At 65.6% G+C, this 15,639-nt stretch carries 16 protein-coding genes and 1 tRNA gene; 6 read left to right on the top strand and 11 right to left on the bottom strand.

The features are described from left to right. Positions 1–117: 117 nt before the first annotated feature. The 3 genes from DFR49_RS20005 to DFR49_RS19995 form a co-directional block, all read right to left on the bottom strand. Entirely contained in the window at positions 118–1,329 is a 1,212-nt protein-coding gene (locus DFR49_RS20005; RefSeq protein WP_012114848.1) for a hypothetical protein, read from the bottom strand. Positions 1,330–1,465: 136 nt separating this feature from the next. Next, on the bottom strand, positions 1,466–2,392 hold the full coding sequence (gene dmeF / locus DFR49_RS20000) for a CDF family Co(II)/Ni(II) efflux transporter DmeF (protein WP_012114847.1): 927 nt from the start codon (positions 2,390–2,392) through the stop codon (positions 1,466–1,468). An 11-nt stretch (positions 2,393–2,403) separates the two neighbouring features. Further along, positions 2,404–2,679: a metal/formaldehyde-sensitive transcriptional repressor gene (locus tag DFR49_RS19995; RefSeq protein ID WP_012114846.1), complete on the bottom strand. Its 276-nt coding sequence runs from the start codon at positions 2,677–2,679 to the stop codon at positions 2,404–2,406. Positions 2,680–3,159: 480 nt separating this feature from the next. Here DFR49_RS19995 and DFR49_RS19985 point away from each other — a divergent pair, with 480 nt between their 5' ends. The 3 genes from DFR49_RS19985 to DFR49_RS19975 are packed head-to-tail and all read left to right on the top strand — an operon-like array spanning position 3,160 to position 5,680. Further along, on the top strand, positions 3,160–3,465 hold the full coding sequence (locus tag DFR49_RS19985; protein ID WP_012114844.1) for a type II toxin-antitoxin system TacA family antitoxin: 306 nt from the start codon (positions 3,160–3,162) through the stop codon (positions 3,463–3,465). 23 nt (positions 3,466–3,488) lie between these two features. Then, positions 3,489–3,989, top strand: coding sequence for a GNAT family N-acetyltransferase (locus DFR49_RS19980; protein ID WP_211325951.1), 501 nt, complete (start codon positions 3,489–3,491; stop codon positions 3,987–3,989). Continuing rightward, entirely contained in the window at positions 3,986–5,680 is a 1,695-nt protein-coding gene (locus DFR49_RS19975; RefSeq protein ID WP_119037541.1) for a recombinase family protein, read from the top strand. Before DFR49_RS19980 ends, DFR49_RS19975 begins: the two co-directional genes overlap by 4 nt. On the opposite strand, the gene DFR49_RS19970 is transcribed toward DFR49_RS19975, so the two are convergent. After that, a tRNA-Arg gene (locus DFR49_RS19970) sits at positions 5,639–5,715 on the bottom strand. The genes DFR49_RS19975 and DFR49_RS19970 overlap by 42 nt on opposite strands. Positions 5,716–5,898: 183 nt before the next feature. On the opposite strand from DFR49_RS19970, the gene DFR49_RS19965 reads away from it, so the two are divergent. Then, positions 5,899–6,627: a queuosine precursor transporter gene (locus tag DFR49_RS19965; RefSeq protein WP_245968670.1), complete on the top strand. Its 729-nt coding sequence runs from the start codon at positions 5,899–5,901 to the stop codon at positions 6,625–6,627. A 355-nt stretch (positions 6,628–6,982) separates the two neighbouring features. Here the strand turns inward: DFR49_RS19965 and purQ are convergent, their stop codons facing one another. The 6 genes from purQ to DFR49_RS19935 all read right to left on the bottom strand — a co-directional run bounded on the left by purQ (position 6,983) and on the right by DFR49_RS19935 (position 12,383). Further along, a complete protein-coding gene (gene purQ / locus DFR49_RS19960; RefSeq protein WP_119037474.1) occupies positions 6,983–7,651 on the bottom strand; it encodes a phosphoribosylformylglycinamidine synthase subunit PurQ in 669 nt (222 codons plus the stop codon). A gap of 2 nt (positions 7,652–7,653) precedes the next feature. Beyond that, the gene (gene purS, locus DFR49_RS19955) at positions 7,654–7,941 is read right to left on the bottom strand and encodes a phosphoribosylformylglycinamidine synthase subunit PurS (RefSeq protein WP_119037473.1); all 288 of its coding nucleotides are present in this window, start codon (positions 7,939–7,941) and stop codon (positions 7,654–7,656) included. Positions 7,942–8,117: 176 nt separating this feature from the next. After that, positions 8,118–9,476 carry a surface lipoprotein assembly modifier gene (locus tag DFR49_RS19950; RefSeq protein WP_119037472.1) on the bottom strand — a complete coding sequence of 453 codons (1,359 nt, stop codon included), beginning with the start codon at positions 9,474–9,476 and terminating at the stop codon, positions 8,118–8,120. 26 nt (positions 9,477–9,502) lie between these two features. Beyond that, positions 9,503–10,621, bottom strand: a complete 1,119-nt coding sequence (locus tag DFR49_RS19945; RefSeq protein ID WP_119037471.1) for a transferrin-binding protein-like solute binding protein — start codon at positions 10,619–10,621, stop codon at positions 9,503–9,505. 80 nt (positions 10,622–10,701) lie between these two features. Beyond that, positions 10,702–11,484, bottom strand: coding sequence for a phosphoribosylaminoimidazolesuccinocarboxamide synthase (purC, locus tag DFR49_RS19940; protein WP_119037470.1), 783 nt, complete (start codon positions 11,482–11,484; stop codon positions 10,702–10,704). 134 nt (positions 11,485–11,618) lie between these two features. Then, positions 11,619–12,383, bottom strand: a complete 765-nt coding sequence (locus DFR49_RS19935; protein ID WP_245968669.1) for a metallophosphoesterase family protein — start codon at positions 12,381–12,383, stop codon at positions 11,619–11,621. A 70-nt stretch (positions 12,384–12,453) separates the two neighbouring features. On the opposite strand from DFR49_RS19935, the gene rfbA reads away from it, so the two are divergent. After that, entirely contained in the window at positions 12,454–13,329 is an 876-nt protein-coding gene (rfbA, locus tag DFR49_RS19930) for a glucose-1-phosphate thymidylyltransferase RfbA (protein ID WP_119037469.1), read from the top strand. After that, positions 13,329–14,393 carry a dTDP-glucose 4,6-dehydratase gene (gene rfbB, locus DFR49_RS19925; protein ID WP_119037468.1) on the top strand — a complete coding sequence of 355 codons (1,065 nt, stop codon included), beginning with the start codon at positions 13,329–13,331 and terminating at the stop codon, positions 14,391–14,393. Before rfbA ends, rfbB begins: the two co-directional genes overlap by 1 nt. A 119-nt stretch (positions 14,394–14,512) precedes the next feature. Here the strand turns inward: rfbB and DFR49_RS19920 are convergent, their stop codons facing one another. Next, positions 14,513–15,508 (bottom strand): NAD-dependent epimerase/dehydratase family protein, encoded by a 996-nt coding sequence (locus tag DFR49_RS19920; protein ID WP_119037467.1) that lies wholly within the window; start codon positions 15,506–15,508, stop codon positions 14,513–14,515. Between the last annotated feature and the right edge of the window lie 131 nt (positions 15,509–15,639).

The following is a 15,639-nucleotide window of genomic DNA, read 5'->3' as shown; positions in this document are numbered from 1 at the left end:
TCTCTCGCGACCTCAACCCGTCACGAAGCGAGCGCAGCCCTCTTCCTCTAGGAGGCTCGGGCTGCGCGGAATCGTAAAGGCGTGGAGCCGTAGACACCGGCTTCACGCCTCCCGGTATTACCGGACGCTGGAAAGGAGTTTCGCGGCTTTGCCCTCCAGCTCCAGCCGCGCATCTTGATGTGGCTTGGCGCGGGCGAGCGCCGTGATTCCCTGGACAAAGTCGAAGATCGACTCCGGCGGCCGCCCTTCTTCCTCCAGCACGGTGGCGATGATCTTCTCAGTCTCGGGACGTGAGAAGCCGCGCCTGCGCAAGAAGCTCTCGCGATCCTCGTCCTTGCGGGCAACGACCTGCTCGCGAGCGGCCCTGATCCCCGCTAGAAACGGGGCGGGCGACGACGTGGCGAAGCGTTCCAGCGCCGGCGCCGCCTGATGCGCGAACCGGTGGCTGGCGAACTTGCTGTGACGGATCGAGATCTCCTCGAAGCCCTCGGCGCCCCAGATGTTGCGATTCATGCAAACCGCGCGGAGATAGAAGGACGCCATGCCGAGCGTCTTGGAGCCCACCTCGCTGTTCCAGCAATAGAAGCCCCGGAAGTAGAGATCAGGGTCGCCATTGGGCAGGCGGCCGGCTTCGATCGGATGAGTGTCGTCGACCAGGAAGAGGAAGACATCGCGATCGGAGGCGTAGAGGGTGGTGGTGTCCTTGGTCACCTCGACAAACGGATTGTGCGTCATGGTCGACCAGTCGAGCAGGCCCGGCACCTTCCAGCATGTATCGCCCGTGCCGTCGCCGGCGATCTTCATGATCGCAGCAACCAATTCATGGTCCCAGATGCGGCCGTAGTCCGGGCCGGTGACGGCGCGCAGTTCGATCCGCCCGTCGTCCGCTTCCAGCGTCTTCACCAGCTCGGCGCGGTGCGAGAGCAGCCCGTGCTGCATGTTGATGCCGGCAAGCGGCGCGGGAAGCTGCCGCATATAGCCGGCGGGCGCGCCGATGAGGCTGCACATCTGGCCGAACGACCAGTGCGTGGGAGCGATGGGCTCCTCGCGGCCGGGCACGATCAACGCCAGGCGCTCCGCGTCATCGCGACTGGCCTCGACGCGGATGGCGCGAGATTCGACGGTGCGCGCCGCGGCGCGATCGGCGCGGGCGCGAACCGCGGCGTGGAGGGCGCTGAGCGACAGATAGCGCTCGTCGTCGGGCCGCGAGAACCATTCGGACGACACCCGCCCGATCCGTTCGCCGCGCGAGATGTCGACCTTATAGCCGGCTGAAACCGGCGGGGCGCCGAAGGCATCTTGCTCGGCGACGATGTTTATCTGGGTCATGGCAGAATCTCCATGACGGGCCGGCCGGGAGCCTCTCTCTCGACCCTCAAACCCGTCACGGCGAATGCCGCAGCCCTCTTCCTCTAAAGGCCACTAGACGCCAGAAGCGAAACCACAACTCGCCGCCCCCCTCGGCCTAGCGCGTCTCGACAGTGACGTGCGCCAGCTCGTGCACCGGGGCCAACCGCGAGCGCACTGTGTCTCCATCCACACAGCCGGTCACGCTGACGATTGCCGCATGCGCCCCCGGCCCGACGCGCCAGATGTGGAGGTCGGTGATGCGCGTGTCACCCTTGCCTTCGACGTGCTCGCGGACCTCGGTTTCCAAATGGGTGTCGGACGTGTCGAGCAGCACGCCGGCGGTATCCCGCATCAGAGTCCAGGACCACACCGCGATTACGGTCGCGCCCACAATGCCCATCACCGGGTCGAGCCAGATCCAGCCGAGGTAGCTGCCGGCGAGCAGCGCAACAATCGCCAGCACCGAAGTGAGCGCGTCGGCCAGGACATGGACGAAGGCAGATCGCAGATTGTTGTCGTTATGGCGGGCCGCGTGTCCGTGATGATGATCGCCATGGTCATCGTGTTGGTGGCCATGATGGTGCCCGCCGCTGAGGAGTAGCGCGCTGGCGATATTGACCACGAGTCCGATCACCGCCACGACCGTCGCTTGCGAGAAGGCCACCGGGCGCGGTTCTAGGAGGCGGCCTACAGATTCGAAGGCGATTCCGACAGCCACGACCCCGAGGATCAGCGCTGAGGCGAAGCCGGCAAGATCTCCTACCTTGCCAGTGCCGAAGCTGAAGCGGCGGTTGGTGGCGTTGCGCTTGGCAAAAGCATAGGCGCCGGCCGCGATCGCGAGCGCACCGGCGTGCGTCGCCATGTGGAAACCATCCGCGAGCAGCGCCATCGAGTTGAAGATGGAGCCGGCGACGATCTCGCCGACCATCATCACGGTCGTCAGCGCGACCACCCAGAGCGTGCGCCGGGCGTTGTCGTCGTGGCCCTCGCCCAGGAACATGTGGTCGTGGTTTAGGGCTCCGATGTCCCGCTCGGTTGTCATCTCATCTGTCCCTATTTGATGTAGCGGCGCACGACCGCGATCAGTTCCTCGGCGCCCGTCGCGCGCGCGGCATCGCTGAGGTCCGGGTGGGCGACGTGCTCGCGCACATGGTCTTCGACCAACTCGTCCATGAGCCCATTGATCGCGCCGCGGGCGCCGGCGACCTGGTGCAGGACCGCAGAGCACCCGACCTCCTCGGTGATCGCCTTCTCGATCGCGGCCATCTGGCCTGCGATGCGGCGGACGCGTGCGATGAGCTGGTCTTTGTTGGATATGGTGTGTACCATAGGGTACTCCCCTATACTATTATCACGGCCAAAGGAAGCCGTCTTGCACACAGGGCGGTGCCGAGCAGACGGAAAACCGCCGGCCGCCTGTTTTGCTACGCCACAGCACGACGCCTCCTCCTTTTGATTGCGTCAGGCGCCGCGCGTCGCTCCAGTGAGGCATGGCCCAGAAGCGACGTGTACGCCGGGTCCTGCCTGAATGGTCCGGCGAGTCTGAAGACCTGTATGACTATGCGCGTCCGCCAGCGCCGCGCGCGGGGCGGTCGCCCCTGCGCTTAGAGGGGGCGATCACGGTGACTGACGACTGGCCCGAGATCGTGCCGATCACGGACGCCGAGTTGAGGGTCATGGAAAGCCATTTCGCCCAAGAGCTGGACGAGCTTTTCGGGCCGCGAGCCTGATGGGAATTTGGAAGTTGATTTGTTCGTCTATATGACGTACATTGTTGAGGAAACGTAGACCATGTCAGGAGTGACCCCAATGCCGCGCAAACAGCCCAAGATCGAACGGGAAACGCCCAACCGCGTCGAACGCCTCGGATTCCGGCTGGATGAAGAAACGAAGGATCTTATCGAGCGGGCCGCCCACCTCTCGCGGCGCAAGGTCAGCGACTTTTGCGTGACTGCGCTCACCGACACCGCACGCCGGACGATCGCCGAGCATGAGACGTTGGTGTTGTCCGATCACGACCGCGCGGCATTCTTCGACGCGCTGGTCAATCCGCCTGAGCCGAGCGAGCGGCTGGTCCGCGCCCTGGCCGAGCACAAGCGCCGGGTCGCTTCCTGAACATGGCGGCGTCTCGGCCAGATTTGAAGATCGAGGCGCTCGCGTCGCATCACGAGCGGGACGGCTTTGCCTGCGGCGTCGACAGCCTCGACCGTTATCTCCGGACGCAGGCAAGCCAGGATGTGCGGCGCAAGGCGAATGGGGTCTTCATTCTGGTCGAGCCTGACAAGCCGGACGTCGTGCTGGGCTATTATACGCTATGCGCGACCAGCGTGGCGCAGGGCGACGTGCCGGCCGCCACCCGCAAGCACATCCCGCGCTATCCACTGGTCAGCGCCACGCTGGTCGGACGGCTGGCGGTCTCCGAATCGCGGCAGGGCGAACGCCTGGGTGCGATGCTTCTCGCCGACGCCGTGCGGCGCGCCTATGCGAGCGCGGCCACAGTCGGTTCCTCGATGCTGGTGGTGGATGCTATCAGTGAGCGCGCCGCCGCCTTCTATGAGGGAAACGGCTTCGTGCGGCTGCCGGACTCCCTCCGGCTGGTCCTACCGATGCACGCAATCCAGCGATTGGTGGAGCCATGACCGACGCAGCACCCGCATCGCCTGACGTGACGGCTGGGCCTGCGATTGCCAAGGCGGCGCTCTATTTGCGCGTCTCGACGGGACGCCAGGCGGAGAGCGATCTCTCGATCCCAGATCAGCGCCGGCAGAATACGGCCTATTGCGTCGCCAAGGGCTGGGACGTCGCGGCTGAATTCGTTGAACCAGGCAATACCGCTACTGATGATCGCCGGCCAGCGTTTCAGACGATGATCGACGCTGCGCTCGTGAAGCCGCCAACCTTCACCGTCATCGTCGTGCATTCCTTCTCGCGCTTCTTCCGCGATCAGTTCCAGTTCGAATTCTATGTTCGCAAGCTGGCCAAGAATGGCGTGCGGTTGATCTCCATCACTCAGGATCTCGGCGACGACCCGATGAGCGTGATGATGCGTCAGATCATGACGCTGTTCGACGAATACCAGTCGAAGGAGAACGCCAAGCACACCCTGCGCGCCATGAAGGAGAATGCGCGTCAGGGCTACTGGAATGGCGCGCTGCCGCCGATCGGTTACCGCATCGTGGCCGCCGAACAACGCGGAGCGAAGATCAAAAAGAAGCTGGAGATCGATCCGATCCACGCCGACACGGTGCGCCTGATCTACAGGCTGGCGCTCAATGGTGGCGGCGACCGCGGTCCGATGGGTATCAAGTCGATCACCACCTATCTCAATGAGCGCGACGTTCGCACCCGCGACGGCGGCCGCTGGGGCATCGCCTCGGTGCATCAGATACTCACGCGCACCACATATATCGGGCAGCATCGGTTCAACACGCGCGACCACAAGACGCGCACGGCAAAACCCGAGGCCGAGCACGCGGTCATGGATGTTCCGCCGATCATCACCGAAGCGGAGTTCGAGGCCGTCCAGGCGGCGTTGAAGGCGCGCAGCCCGCAATGGATGCCGCCGCGCGCTGTGAGCGGTCCGACTTTACTGACCGGGATTTGCTTCTGCGCATTCTGTGGCGGTGCGATGACGCTACGGACCGGCAAGGGCAGCGCAGGCGGCATGTATCGCTACTACACCTGCTCGACGAAGGCGCGGCAGGGCGAGCGTGGTTGTCGCGGTCTGACGGTGCCGATGGACAAGCTCGACCGCGCTGTGGTCAATCACCTGGAGTGGCGGCTGCTCGATCCGGCGCGTTTGACGACGATGATGGATCAGTTGCTTGAGCGACGTGAAGAATGGAATGAACGCCGTCGCGGACACATCGCGGAGCTGCGAAAGCGCGCCGCCGAAGCCGAGGCGAAGTTGAAACGTCTCTATGAAGCGATCGAGAACGGCGTGGTCGATATGGCCGACCCGTCGCTGAAAGATCGCATCGCAGAACTCACCGCGGTGCGCGATCAGGCGCAGGCTGACGCGGAGCGCGCAACGTCCGCGGTGGAGCGACTCGGGCCCGCGATCACGCCGGACAGTTTGCGGCGGTTCGCGCTCGCAGCTCGACGCAAGCTGCGGAACGAAGATGGAACTTATCGGCGGGACCATTTACGCGCGCTTGCCCAGCGGGTCGAGGTCGTCGACCCGAGCGAGATTCGCATCATGGGCTCGAAAACTGAACTGCTACGGACACTTGTCGCTGCTGCTAGCGTAGAATCGGCGGCTGTTGGCGTTCGCAGTTTTATACCGAAGTGGCGCGCCCGGCTGGATTCGAACCAGCGGCCACAAGCTTAGAAGGCTCGTGCTCTATCCAACTGAGCTACGGGCGCGCGTTGTTCGTCGGTTGCGGCACCGGCCCGCTCCCCCACCCGGCCACCCAACAGTGTATCCTAATGGGTGGCCGGGTGGGGGAGCGGGCCGGTGCCGTTCCAGCGAAGCTCGAAGAGTCCTAGCGCGGATTGCGCCGGGGTGAAACCGGGATCATACAGCCGCGCATGATCGAAGGGGACGACATGCCGAAAGCGGTCGAGGCGGGGGCGATCACGGCCGCGCACCTGCGTTATTACGATTACGTGATGGCGGCGTTCGTCGCGATCCTTCTGCTTTCCAACGTGCTCGGCGCGGGCAAGGTGGCGGTGGTGAGCCTGCCGTGGCTAGGGGATCGGCCGTTCGGCGCGGGCATCCTGTTCTTCCCCATTTCCTACGTCATCGGCGACGTGCTGACCGAGGTGTACGGCTATGCGCGGGCGCGGCGGGTGATCTGGGCGGGGTTCGTCGCGGTGCTGTTCATGGCGCTGATGTCGTGGGTGGTGGTCAAGCTACCCGCGGCGCCGAGTTGGGGTAATCAGGGCGCGTACGAGATCATCTTCGGGCAGGTGCCGCGGATCGTGTTCGCCTCGGTGCTCGCCTTCTGGGCGGGCGAGTTCGTCAATTCCTATGTGCTCGCGCGGATGAAGATCTGGAGCGCGGGCAAGCATCTGTGGATGCGCACGATCGGCTCGACGATCGCGGGCGAGGGGGTCGACAGCCTGATCTTCTACCCCGCCGCTTTCCTCGGCGCGGTCGGCTTCACGCCCGGGCTGGTGGTGACGCTGATCGTTACCCAATGGCTGCTCAAGGTGGGCTGGGAAGTGGTGCTGACGCCGGTGACCTATCTGGTGGTCGGCTGGCTCAAGCGGCGCGAGGGGATCGATGTGTACGATCGCGGCACCGATTTCACGCCGTTCCGCGCGCGGGTGTGAGAGTGTGTTTGAGAAATCGCGGGAGAGCGATTGCAGAGGCGGCACCGGCCCGCTCCCCAACCCGGAAGGTTAGGCGAAGGTTAGGCCAAAACGGCTTCCTCATTCGGGGCCAGGAATCGAAAAATTAAAAATGAAATCATACCATTACGACGATGCTCGCTAGGATCGAGATCGCTCTCCATCCCGTTCGTGCTGAGCTTGTCGAAGCACCGTTCTATTCTTTGGCCGGTCGAAAGAAGAAGAGCGGCCCCCTTCGACTGCCTGCCAAGGCAGGCGCTCAGGACAGGCTTCGACAAGCTCAGGGCGAACGGTTCAGAGTTCACGTAGCAAATTACCCGCCTGTAGGACAGCCGCGTCAGGCGCCGACTGTCTCAAGCAGCCCTTCGAACAGGCGACGGCCGTCGGTGCCGCCGTGGGCGGGCTCGATCCGGCGTTCGGGGTGCGGCATCATGCCGAGGACATTGCCGGCCGCGTTGAGCACGCCGGCGATGTTGCGCGCCGAGCCGTTGATGTCGGCGGCATAGCGAAAGGCGACGCGGCCTTCGCCTTCGAGCCGGTCGAGCGTATCGGCATCGGCGAAATAATTGCCGTCGTGATGCGCGACGGGGATCGTGATCGTCTCCCCCGCTTCGTAGCGCGACGTGAAGGCGCTTTGCGCGTTCTCGACCGTGAGCGGGGCATCGCGGCAGACGAAATCGAGCCGCTGGTTGCGCATCAGCGCGCCGGGAAGCTGCCCGGTTTCGGTGAGCACCTGGAAGCCGTTGCAGATGCCGAGCACGGGGGTGCCGCGTTCGGCCGCCGCGACCACCGCGCGAACGATCGGCGATCGCGCCGCGATCGCGCCGCAGCGCAGATAATCGCCGTAGGAGAAGCCGCCGGGCAGCGCGATCAGGCCGACGCCCGAGGGCAATTCGGTGTCGCCGTGCCAGACCATCGCGGGTTTGGTGCCGGTGACGCTTTCGAGCGCGACCGCGATGTCGCGATCGCAGTTCGAGCCGGGAAAGACGATGACCGCAGTTTTCATGGCTACGCGCCTTTTTTATTCGCATCGCCGGACGGAAAACCGGCTTCCACTTTTCCTGGCGATGCTCGTTCCACCCGGTAATTCTCGATCACCGTATTGGCGAGCAACTTGCGGCACATCTCGTCGATTGCCTCGTCGGTGGTGTTGTCGGCGACGTCGAGTTCGATCAGCCGGCCGGCGCGCACATCGTTGACGCCGGTGAAGCCGAGGCCCGTCAGCGCGTGGTGGATGGCCTTGCCCTGCGGGTCGAGCACGCCGTTCTTGAGGGTGACGACAATGCGGAGCTTCATGCGATTACCTGACGATTCTGGCGGTCCCGGGATGCCTCTACCCTATGGCGACGCGGCCGCTGGTCCGCAAGCGTCATCGCCGCGCGTGCGCCACACACACACAATATCCTCCCCGGCGAAGGCCGGGGTCTAGCATCGGGCCGGGGCCGCCTTGCGCCGAAAAGGCGCTCAAAACCTCAAAAATACCGCGCCAGCGTAAATTCGAAGCGGCTGCGGGTGGCGTCGTAAAAGCCGATCGTCGATTCGATCCGCGTCCACGAAAAGCCGATCTGCGGCGACAGGCCCAGCACCCGGATCTTGCGATTGCCGAGCGTGGCGCGCGCCACCAGCCGCCAATCACGGCGCGGCGCGGCATCGAAGAAGACGAACGGCGCGTCATAGACCGCGCGCGAGGCGCCCGCGCGCAGGCCGAAATTGATCCCGAGCGGCATCGCGCCGCCGATCCCGACATTGGCGCCTGTCTCGATGTTGGAGAAGGTGTTGTCGCTCAGCCAGTCGCGGCGCACGAACGGCCCCATCGAGACGAGCAGCGTGGGCGACACCGCCTGTTCGTAGGTGACGTAGAGGCCGCCCTGCCAGCCGCTGTAGCGCGCGTCGAACAGGGCCGTGGTGCGGCGCAGATCGAGTTGCACGCCGACGCGGCGGCTGGGGGTGAGCGTCGTCTGGAGGCCGACGCGGGCGCCGATCTGGCGGCTGACGGCGTCGCCGCCATACCAGCGGTGCGCGCCGACCGCCTCCAGCGAGGCGTGCGTCTTTGAGGTCAGCGCATAATCGGCGCCCGCTGCCAGTTGGACGACGTAATCGTCGAAATCCTTGCCGCCGTAATTGGTGCCGTTGCCGTCGAGATCGGCGAGGATCGAGAGGCGATCGGCGGCGGGAAGACGCATCCGCGCGGAAACCTGTGCTGTCTGGCCGATGCCCGATTTGGCGCGCGCGCGCTCGTCGAGCGTGAGCGGGATCGAATTATCGCCCAGATTGACCCTGATCGTATCGAGGCTGGTGGCATTGTTGATGTTGGTATCGGGCGCGAGGCCGACGCTGACGTCGACCTGCCAGGGGCGCTGCGCGCGGATCGTGTCGCGCACCGTGCGGATCGTGCGCAGCACCTCGGGCGGCAAGTCCTGATCCTGCTCGGCGATCTTGAACTGGCGGTCGGCGGCGCCGGGCTTGTGCAGCGCGAGCATCGCCTTGGCGAGCGCGAGCCGCACCCCCGTCTGCCCCGGATCGTCGGTGAGGATCGCGCGATATTGCGCCGCCGCCTGATCGGGATGCCCCGTCTCGGCGGCGATATAGCCGGTGAGGAAGCGGCTCTGCATCGCGAAGCCCGGCGCTTGCCGCAGCGCGGCGACGAGCGGCGCCGCTTCATCGAACCGGCGCGCGCTGACGAGCCGCTCGGCAGCGGCCTGGAGCTGCTGCGGGGTCAGTTGGATGCGGCAGGTGCCGTCATCGCAGTCGGGCGTCGCCTGTGCGACGGCGGGGGTGGCGACGACGGCCGCCATCAGCGCCGCCGCCACGGCGGCTGCTCGTCCCCACATCGCGCGTATCCCCTGTGGTTCGGCGGTTATTTGGCGCCGGTGAACGCGCCGTGGATATCGATCCGTTGATCGGGAATGCCACCGACGATGCGGAAATTGCCGCCCAGTTCGGCCGCGTCCGTGCCGTAGAAGCGCCCGTCGATCGAGCTGGCGCCGGCGGTGCTGGTGGTGGGGTTCACCGAGGTGAAGTCGATCGGAATGTCGGTGCCGCCCGCGGTGAAGCTCGCGGCGGTGAATTTGCCGGAGAAGCCCGCGGCGAGCGCGGCCATCGTCGCTGACCCGGTTGCGTTGAAGGTCGCGTTCGATGGCACGTTGAGCGTCGCATCGTTGACCGGAAGATCGCCGGAGAAGCCCGGACCGACCTTGCCGGTGAGCGCGAGATCGACGGTCGATTTGGCGAAATCGACATCGACCGAACTCGATCCGGTGAGCCACTGGAAGACCGGGGCGCTGCCGCCGGTGTCGAACGATTCCTGGTTGATCATCGTGGCCAGGAAATCGCCGTCATAATGACCGGTGCCCTTGATCGGGACCTGGAGGAACGACGTGGGATCGCCGAACACGGTCGCGCCATGTTCATAGGTGGTAATAAAGCCCTTGTCGTCGGCTTCGAGATGCACGAAGCCGGCGAGGGTGACGGACTTCGTCGTGGTGCCGGGGCGCTGATAGAAGAAGGTCGACCCGTCGGCCGCGGCGAGATAGTTGAACCCCGTCAGATCGGGCGCTTCGCGGACAGGCTGCACGTTGGGGTCGTAATCGGTGCGGTGCGCCGGATCCTGAAAGCGGACCTCGCGCGAGACGCCGGCATTCGAATCGGACACGGTGACGACGAAGATGCCATCGCGCGGGTTATAGCTGATCGTCCCGCTGGGCGTGGACGTCGTGCTGGCGTTACCGCGATAGAGCTGCGCCCCGGTTTGCGGGTCGATCGTCAGCGACTGGAAGCTGCCGAGCGCATCGAAGGTGGTTTCGGCAGAGACATCGAGGAAATGATCGGGCGCATCGCCGCTCGGCGTGTTGCCGAAGCCGATGCCGCCGCCCCCCGGCGGGGCGATGGTGCCGAGCGAGTTGACGCCGTCACCGCCGCCGCCGCACGCGGCAAGCGACAACAGCGGCAGCGAAAGCAATGCGAGCGTGGCGCGCATGGATCGTTCCTTTTCCTGATCCCCAAACGTAGCGTCGGGGGATAGAGAAAAGGGGTTAACGGCCGCTAAAGAGCCCGCCCTTACTTGCCACGGCGCTTGCGGTGCTTTTCGAGATCGAGCACCGCGCCCGCATCGGCACCTTCGGGGAGCAGCCCGAGCCGGCGGGCGACTTCCTGATACGCCTCGACCTCGCCGCCGAGATCGCGGCGAAAGCGATCCTTATCGAGCTTCTCGTTCGATTCGATATCCCACAGGCGGCAGCCGTCCGGGCTGATCTCGTCGGCGAGGATGATGCGGCCGTAATCGTTATCCCAGATGCGGCCGAATTCGAGTTTGAAATCGACGAGGCGGATGCCGACGCCCGCGAACAGCCCGCACAGGAAATCGTTGGTGCGTATCGCCAGATCGGCGATGTCGTGCATCTCCTCCTGGCTCGCCCAGCCAAAGCAGGCGATATGCTCGTCGGTGATCATCGGATCGCCGAGGGCATCGTCCTTGTAATAATATTCGATGATCGTGCGTGGGAGCTGGGTGCCTTCCTCGATCCCGAGGCGCTTCGACAGCGAGCCGGCGACGACGTTGCGGACCACGACCTCGATCGGCACGATCTCGACCTGGCGGATGAGCTGTTCGCGCATGTTGAGGCGGCGGATGAAGTGCGTGGGCACGCCGATATGGCCGAGCAGCGTGAAGATATGCTCGGAAATACGGTTGTTGAGCACGCCCTTGCCGCTGATCGTGCCCTTTTTCTGGGCGTTGAACGCGGTCGCGTCGTCCTTGAAATACTGGATCAGCGTGCCGGGTTCCGGCCCCTCGTAGAGGATCTTGGCCTTGCCCTCATAGATCTGGCGGCGGCGTGCCATCGTGTACCCCTGAAATGAGCGGCCCCGGCCGCGCGAAACGGGAGCGCGCACGCCGGGGCGGGATGCGCGCGGCTATATCGGAAGCCTCGGCGGCGCGCAATGCGGCGCGCGGCACAATCGCGCCGCGCAGTGCGTCAGGCGGCGGCGTCGGTCTGGAGGAACCAGCGTTCGGTGCCCTCGAGGCCGATCGCGGTGAGCACGCCGGTGGCGAAGGCGCCGGTATCGATGCCGATCCGCTGCGGGCCGTGATCGACGGCGTCGCCCGGCGTGTGGCCGTGGACGATCATCCACGGATCGCGGCGGCGCGCGGAGAGGAAGGGTTCGCGAATCCAGCGCAGGTCGGCGCCCGCCTGCTGGTCGAGCGGCTTGCCGGGGCGGATGCCGGCGTGGACGAACAGATAATCGCCGAGCAGCACCAGGTTTTCGCCGCGATCGAGGAAATCGATCGCCTCGGCGGGCACGCGCTCGGCGATCAGCGCGCACAGATCGTCGAGCGTGCCGTGATCGGCGGTCTCGGCATCGATGCCGAAGCTGGCGAGCGTTTCATAACCGCCCATTTCGAGCAATCCGCGCGCCGCGCGCACATTGCCGCGGGCGGCCTTGACGAACACTTCCTCGTGATTGCCCTTGATGACGCGGACGTGGCGGCTCGCGGCCGCCAGCCGCTGGACGAGGCGGATGACGCCGGCCGAATCGGGGCCGCGATCGACGAGATCGCCGAGCAGGATCAGGTGCGTCGTGGCATTGCCGCGCGCGGCATCGTCGGCATCGATCCTGCCGAGCAATTGCTGGAGCAGATCGAGCCGGCCGTGGACGTCGCCGATCGCATAGGCGCGCTCGCCGGGCGGCAGCGCGAAGGTCGCGGGCGCGCCGCGGGCAAATCGTCCGAACACCATCATCCGATCCATGCGGCGCGGTTAACTCGATGGTCAAGGTCTGGCGATAGGGGAGGTGCCCGAAAGGGAGCGCATGAAGGGTATCATTCTCGCCGGCGGTAGCGGCACGCGGCTGTATCCCGCGACCTTGTCGATCTCGAAGCAGCTTCTGCCCGTGTTCGACAAGCCGATGATCTATTACCCGCTGTCGACGCTGATGCTCGGCGGCATCCGCGAGGTGCTGATCATCTCCACCCCGCGCGACCTGCCGATGTTCGCGGCGCTGCTGGGCGACGGATCGGCGTTCGGGCTGGAGATTTCCTATGCCGAGCAGGCGGCGCCCAACGGCCTTGCCGAAGCCTTCCTGATCGGGGCGGATTTCCTGGACGGCGGCCCGGCGGCGCTGATCCTGGGCGACAATATCTTCTACGGCGACGGCCTGTCGGGCAAGGCGCGCGAGGCCGCGGGGCAGGCCGGGGGCGCGACGATCTTCGCCTATCGCGTCGAGGACCCCGAACGCTACGGCGTGGTCGCGTTCGAGCCCGAGACGATGCGCGTCACCAGCATCGAGGAGAAGCCCGCCGCGCCGAAATCGGATTGGGCGATCACCGGGCTCTATTTCTTTGACAAGGACGTGACCGAGATCGCGCGCGCGGTGAAGCCATCGGCGCGCGGCGAGCTGGAAATCACCGATGTCGTCAACGCCTATCTCGACCGCGGCGACCTGAGCGTCAGCCGGCTGGGGCGCGGTTATGCCTGGCTCGACACCGGCACCCACGGCAGCCTGCACGATGCGGGGTCGTTCGTGCGTACGATCGAACAGCGGCAGGGCTTCAAGATCGCGTGCCCCGAGGAGATCGCGTTCGACAACGGCTATGTCGATGCCGATCACCTGCTCGCGCGCGCTGCGATGATGGGCAAGACCGATTATGCGGCGTACCTGCGCCGCTGCGTCGAGGGGGCACGCTGATGCGGACGATCCTCGTCACCGGCGGTGCGGGCTTCATCGGCTCGGCGGTGTGCCGGCACCTGATCGGGCGCGGCGACACCCGCGTCATCAACCTCGACAAGCTCACCTATGCGGGCAATCCGGCGTCGCTGACGACGATCGCGGGGTCGCCGCTCTATCATTTCGTCGAGGGCGATATCGGCGATGCGCGGCTGGTCACCGACCTGTTGGGGGCGATGCGGCCCGATGCGATCATGCACCTCGCCGCCGAAAGCCATGTCGATCGCTCGATCGACGGGCCCGGCGCATTCGTCGAGACCAATGTGGTGGGCACCTTCCGGCTGCTCTCGGCGGCGCTCGATTACTGGCGCGGGCTGGACGGGGCGGCGAAGGCGGGGTTCCGGTTCCACCATGTCTCGACCGACGAGGTGTTCGGCGACCTGCCGTTCGACGGCGGGGCGTTCACCGAGGAAACGCCCTACGATCCGTCATCGCCTTATTCGGCGTCGAAGGCGGCGTCGGACCATTTCGTGCGCGCGTGGCACGCGACCTATGGGTTGCCGGTGGTGCTTTCCAACTGCTCGAACAATTACGGGCCGTACCATTTTCCCGAAAAGCTGATCCCACTCGTCATTTTGAACGCGCTCGAGGGCAAGCAACTGCCGGTCTACGGGCGCGGGGCGAACGTGCGCGACTGGCTCCATGTCGAGGATCATGCGCGGGCGCTCGATCAGGTGATGAGCGTGGGGGCCGTGGGCGAGAGCTACAATATCGGCGGGAACGAGGAACGCACCAACCTCCAGGTGGTCGAAGCGATCTGCGACCTGCTCGACCAGCGCGTGCCGCCGGCGGGCGGGAGGACGCGGCGCGATCTGATTCGCTTCGTCGCCGACCGGCCGGGACACGATCGGCGCTATGCGATCGACGCGTCGAAGATCGAGCGCGAGCTGGGCTGGCGGGCCGAGGAGAGCTTCGCCAGCGGGCTCGCGAAGACGGTCGACTGGTATCTCGACAATCGCTGGTGGTGGGCGCCGATCCGCGACGGGCGCTATGCCGGCGACCGGCTGGGGATCGCGGCGGGGTAGGCGCGCCTTCCTCCGTCATCGTCATGCCGGACTCGTTCCGGCATCCAACCATCCTCCAGCGCTGGCGCTTGGGGCACGTTAGACCCCGGAACAAGTCCGGCGTGACGGGTTCCATGTGACTATCGGTTCGTAAAATCGCGATACCAGTCGACGAAGCGCGGGATGCCTTCCTCGATGCCGACCGTGGGGCGGAAGCCGAAATCGCGGGTCGTCGCGGTGATGTCGGCGGCGGTCGCGACGACGTCGCCGGGCTGCATCGGCTGGAAGTCGCGCACCGCCTTGCGGCCGCACGCCGCCTCGATGACGTCGATCAGACGGCCCAACTCCTCGGGGTTGTTGTTGCCGATATTGTAGAGTGCGTGGGGCGCCTTGCTGCCGCCCGGCTTGATCGCGCGATCGTCGGCGGGCGGTGCGTCGAGCGCGGCGACCACGCCGGTGACGATATCGTCGATATAGGTGAAATCGCGCCGCATCGCGCCGTTGTTGAACACCGGGATCGGCTCACCGCGCAGGATCTTCGAGGTGAAGATCCACGCCGCCATGTCGGGCCGCCCCCACGGGCCGTAGACGGTGAAGAAGCGTAAGCCGGTGAGCGGGATGCGGTAGAGATGGGCGTAGCTTTCGCTCATCAGTTCGTCGGCCTTCTTGGTCGCGGCATAGAGCGAGACGGGGTGATCGACGCGATCCTCGACGCGGAACGGGAAATCCTCGTTGCCGCCATAGACCGACGAGGACGAGGCATAGACCATATGCGCCACGCCGCGCGCGCGCGCCATTTCGAGCAGGTTGAGGTGGCCGGTGAGGTTGGTGCGCGCATAAGCGTGAGGGTTGACCAGCGAATAGCGCACGCCGGCCTGCGCGCCGAGATGGACGATGCGATCGATGTCACGGCCGCCGAGCACGGTTTCGAGCCGTTCCCAATCGGCGAAATCCTCGTCGAGCACACTCAGGTCGCCGCCCGTCGCGACGACGCGCGCGATCCGGGCGCGCTTCACGGCGGGATCGTAATAATCGTTGAAATCGTCGATGCCGATCACCGCCTCGCCGCGCGCCAGCAGCCGCTCGGCCACCGCCGCGCCGATGAAGCCTGCCACACCCGTTACCAGCACCGCCATCGATCGTGTTCCCCGTTGAATGTGTGCCCCCTTGCGTGGGCCGATACCGCAACCGGATTCGGCAACGTCGGATCCGATTCCGGTGTGCCGGCGTTATCAGCATCGCCATGTCCGGTCACCCCGGACGGGCC

The organism is Hephaestia caeni (assembly GCF_003550065.1).
GTDB lineage: Bacteria > Pseudomonadota > Alphaproteobacteria > Sphingomonadales > Sphingomonadaceae > Sphingomonas > Sphingomonas caeni_A.
The sequence above is the reverse complement of the archived record's forward strand: the minus strand, read 5'-3'. Positions and strand labels throughout refer to the sequence as shown.

Bases quoted from the DNA above. Each gene is read 5' to 3' on its own strand.
- DFR49_RS19965 (WP_245968670.1), top strand. From the start codon at position 5,899: ATGCCGAAAGCGGTCGAGGCGGGGGCGATCACGGCCGCGCACCTGCGT.
- dmeF (WP_012114847.1), bottom strand. From the start codon at position 2,392: ATGACAACCGAGCGGGACATCGGAGCCCTAAACCACGACCACATGTTC.
- purC (WP_119037470.1), bottom strand. From the start codon at position 11,484: ATGGCACGCCGCCGCCAGATCTATGAGGGCAAGGCCAAGATCCTCTAC.
- DFR49_RS20005 (WP_012114848.1), bottom strand. From the start codon at position 1,329: ATGACCCAGATAAACATCGTCGCCGAGCAAGATGCCTTCGGCGCCCCG.
- purQ (WP_119037474.1), bottom strand. From the start codon at position 7,651: ATGAAAACTGCGGTCATCGTCTTTCCCGGCTCGAACTGCGATCGCGAC.
- DFR49_RS19975 (WP_119037541.1), top strand. From the start codon at position 3,986: ATGACCGACGCAGCACCCGCATCGCCTGACGTGACGGCTGGGCCTGCG.
- DFR49_RS19935 (WP_245968669.1), bottom strand. From the start codon at position 12,383: ATGATGGTGTTCGGACGATTTGCCCGCGGCGCGCCCGCGACCTTCGCG.
- DFR49_RS19995 (WP_012114846.1), bottom strand. From the start codon at position 2,679: ATGGTACACACCATATCCAACAAAGACCAGCTCATCGCACGCGTCCGC.
- DFR49_RS19945 (WP_119037471.1), bottom strand. From the start codon at position 10,621: ATGCGCGCCACGCTCGCATTGCTTTCGCTGCCGCTGTTGTCGCTTGCC.
- rfbA (WP_119037469.1), top strand. From the start codon at position 12,454: ATGAAGGGTATCATTCTCGCCGGCGGTAGCGGCACGCGGCTGTATCCC.
- rfbB (WP_119037468.1), top strand. From the start codon at position 13,329: ATGCGGACGATCCTCGTCACCGGCGGTGCGGGCTTCATCGGCTCGGCG.
- DFR49_RS19950 (WP_119037472.1), bottom strand. From the start codon at position 9,476: ATGTGGGGACGAGCAGCCGCCGTGGCGGCGGCGCTGATGGCGGCCGTC.
- DFR49_RS19985 (WP_012114844.1), top strand. From the start codon at position 3,160: ATGCCGCGCAAACAGCCCAAGATCGAACGGGAAACGCCCAACCGCGTC.
- DFR49_RS19920 (WP_119037467.1), bottom strand. From the start codon at position 15,508: ATGGCGGTGCTGGTAACGGGTGTGGCAGGCTTCATCGGCGCGGCGGTG.
- purS (WP_119037473.1), bottom strand. From the start codon at position 7,941: ATGAAGCTCCGCATTGTCGTCACCCTCAAGAACGGCGTGCTCGACCCG.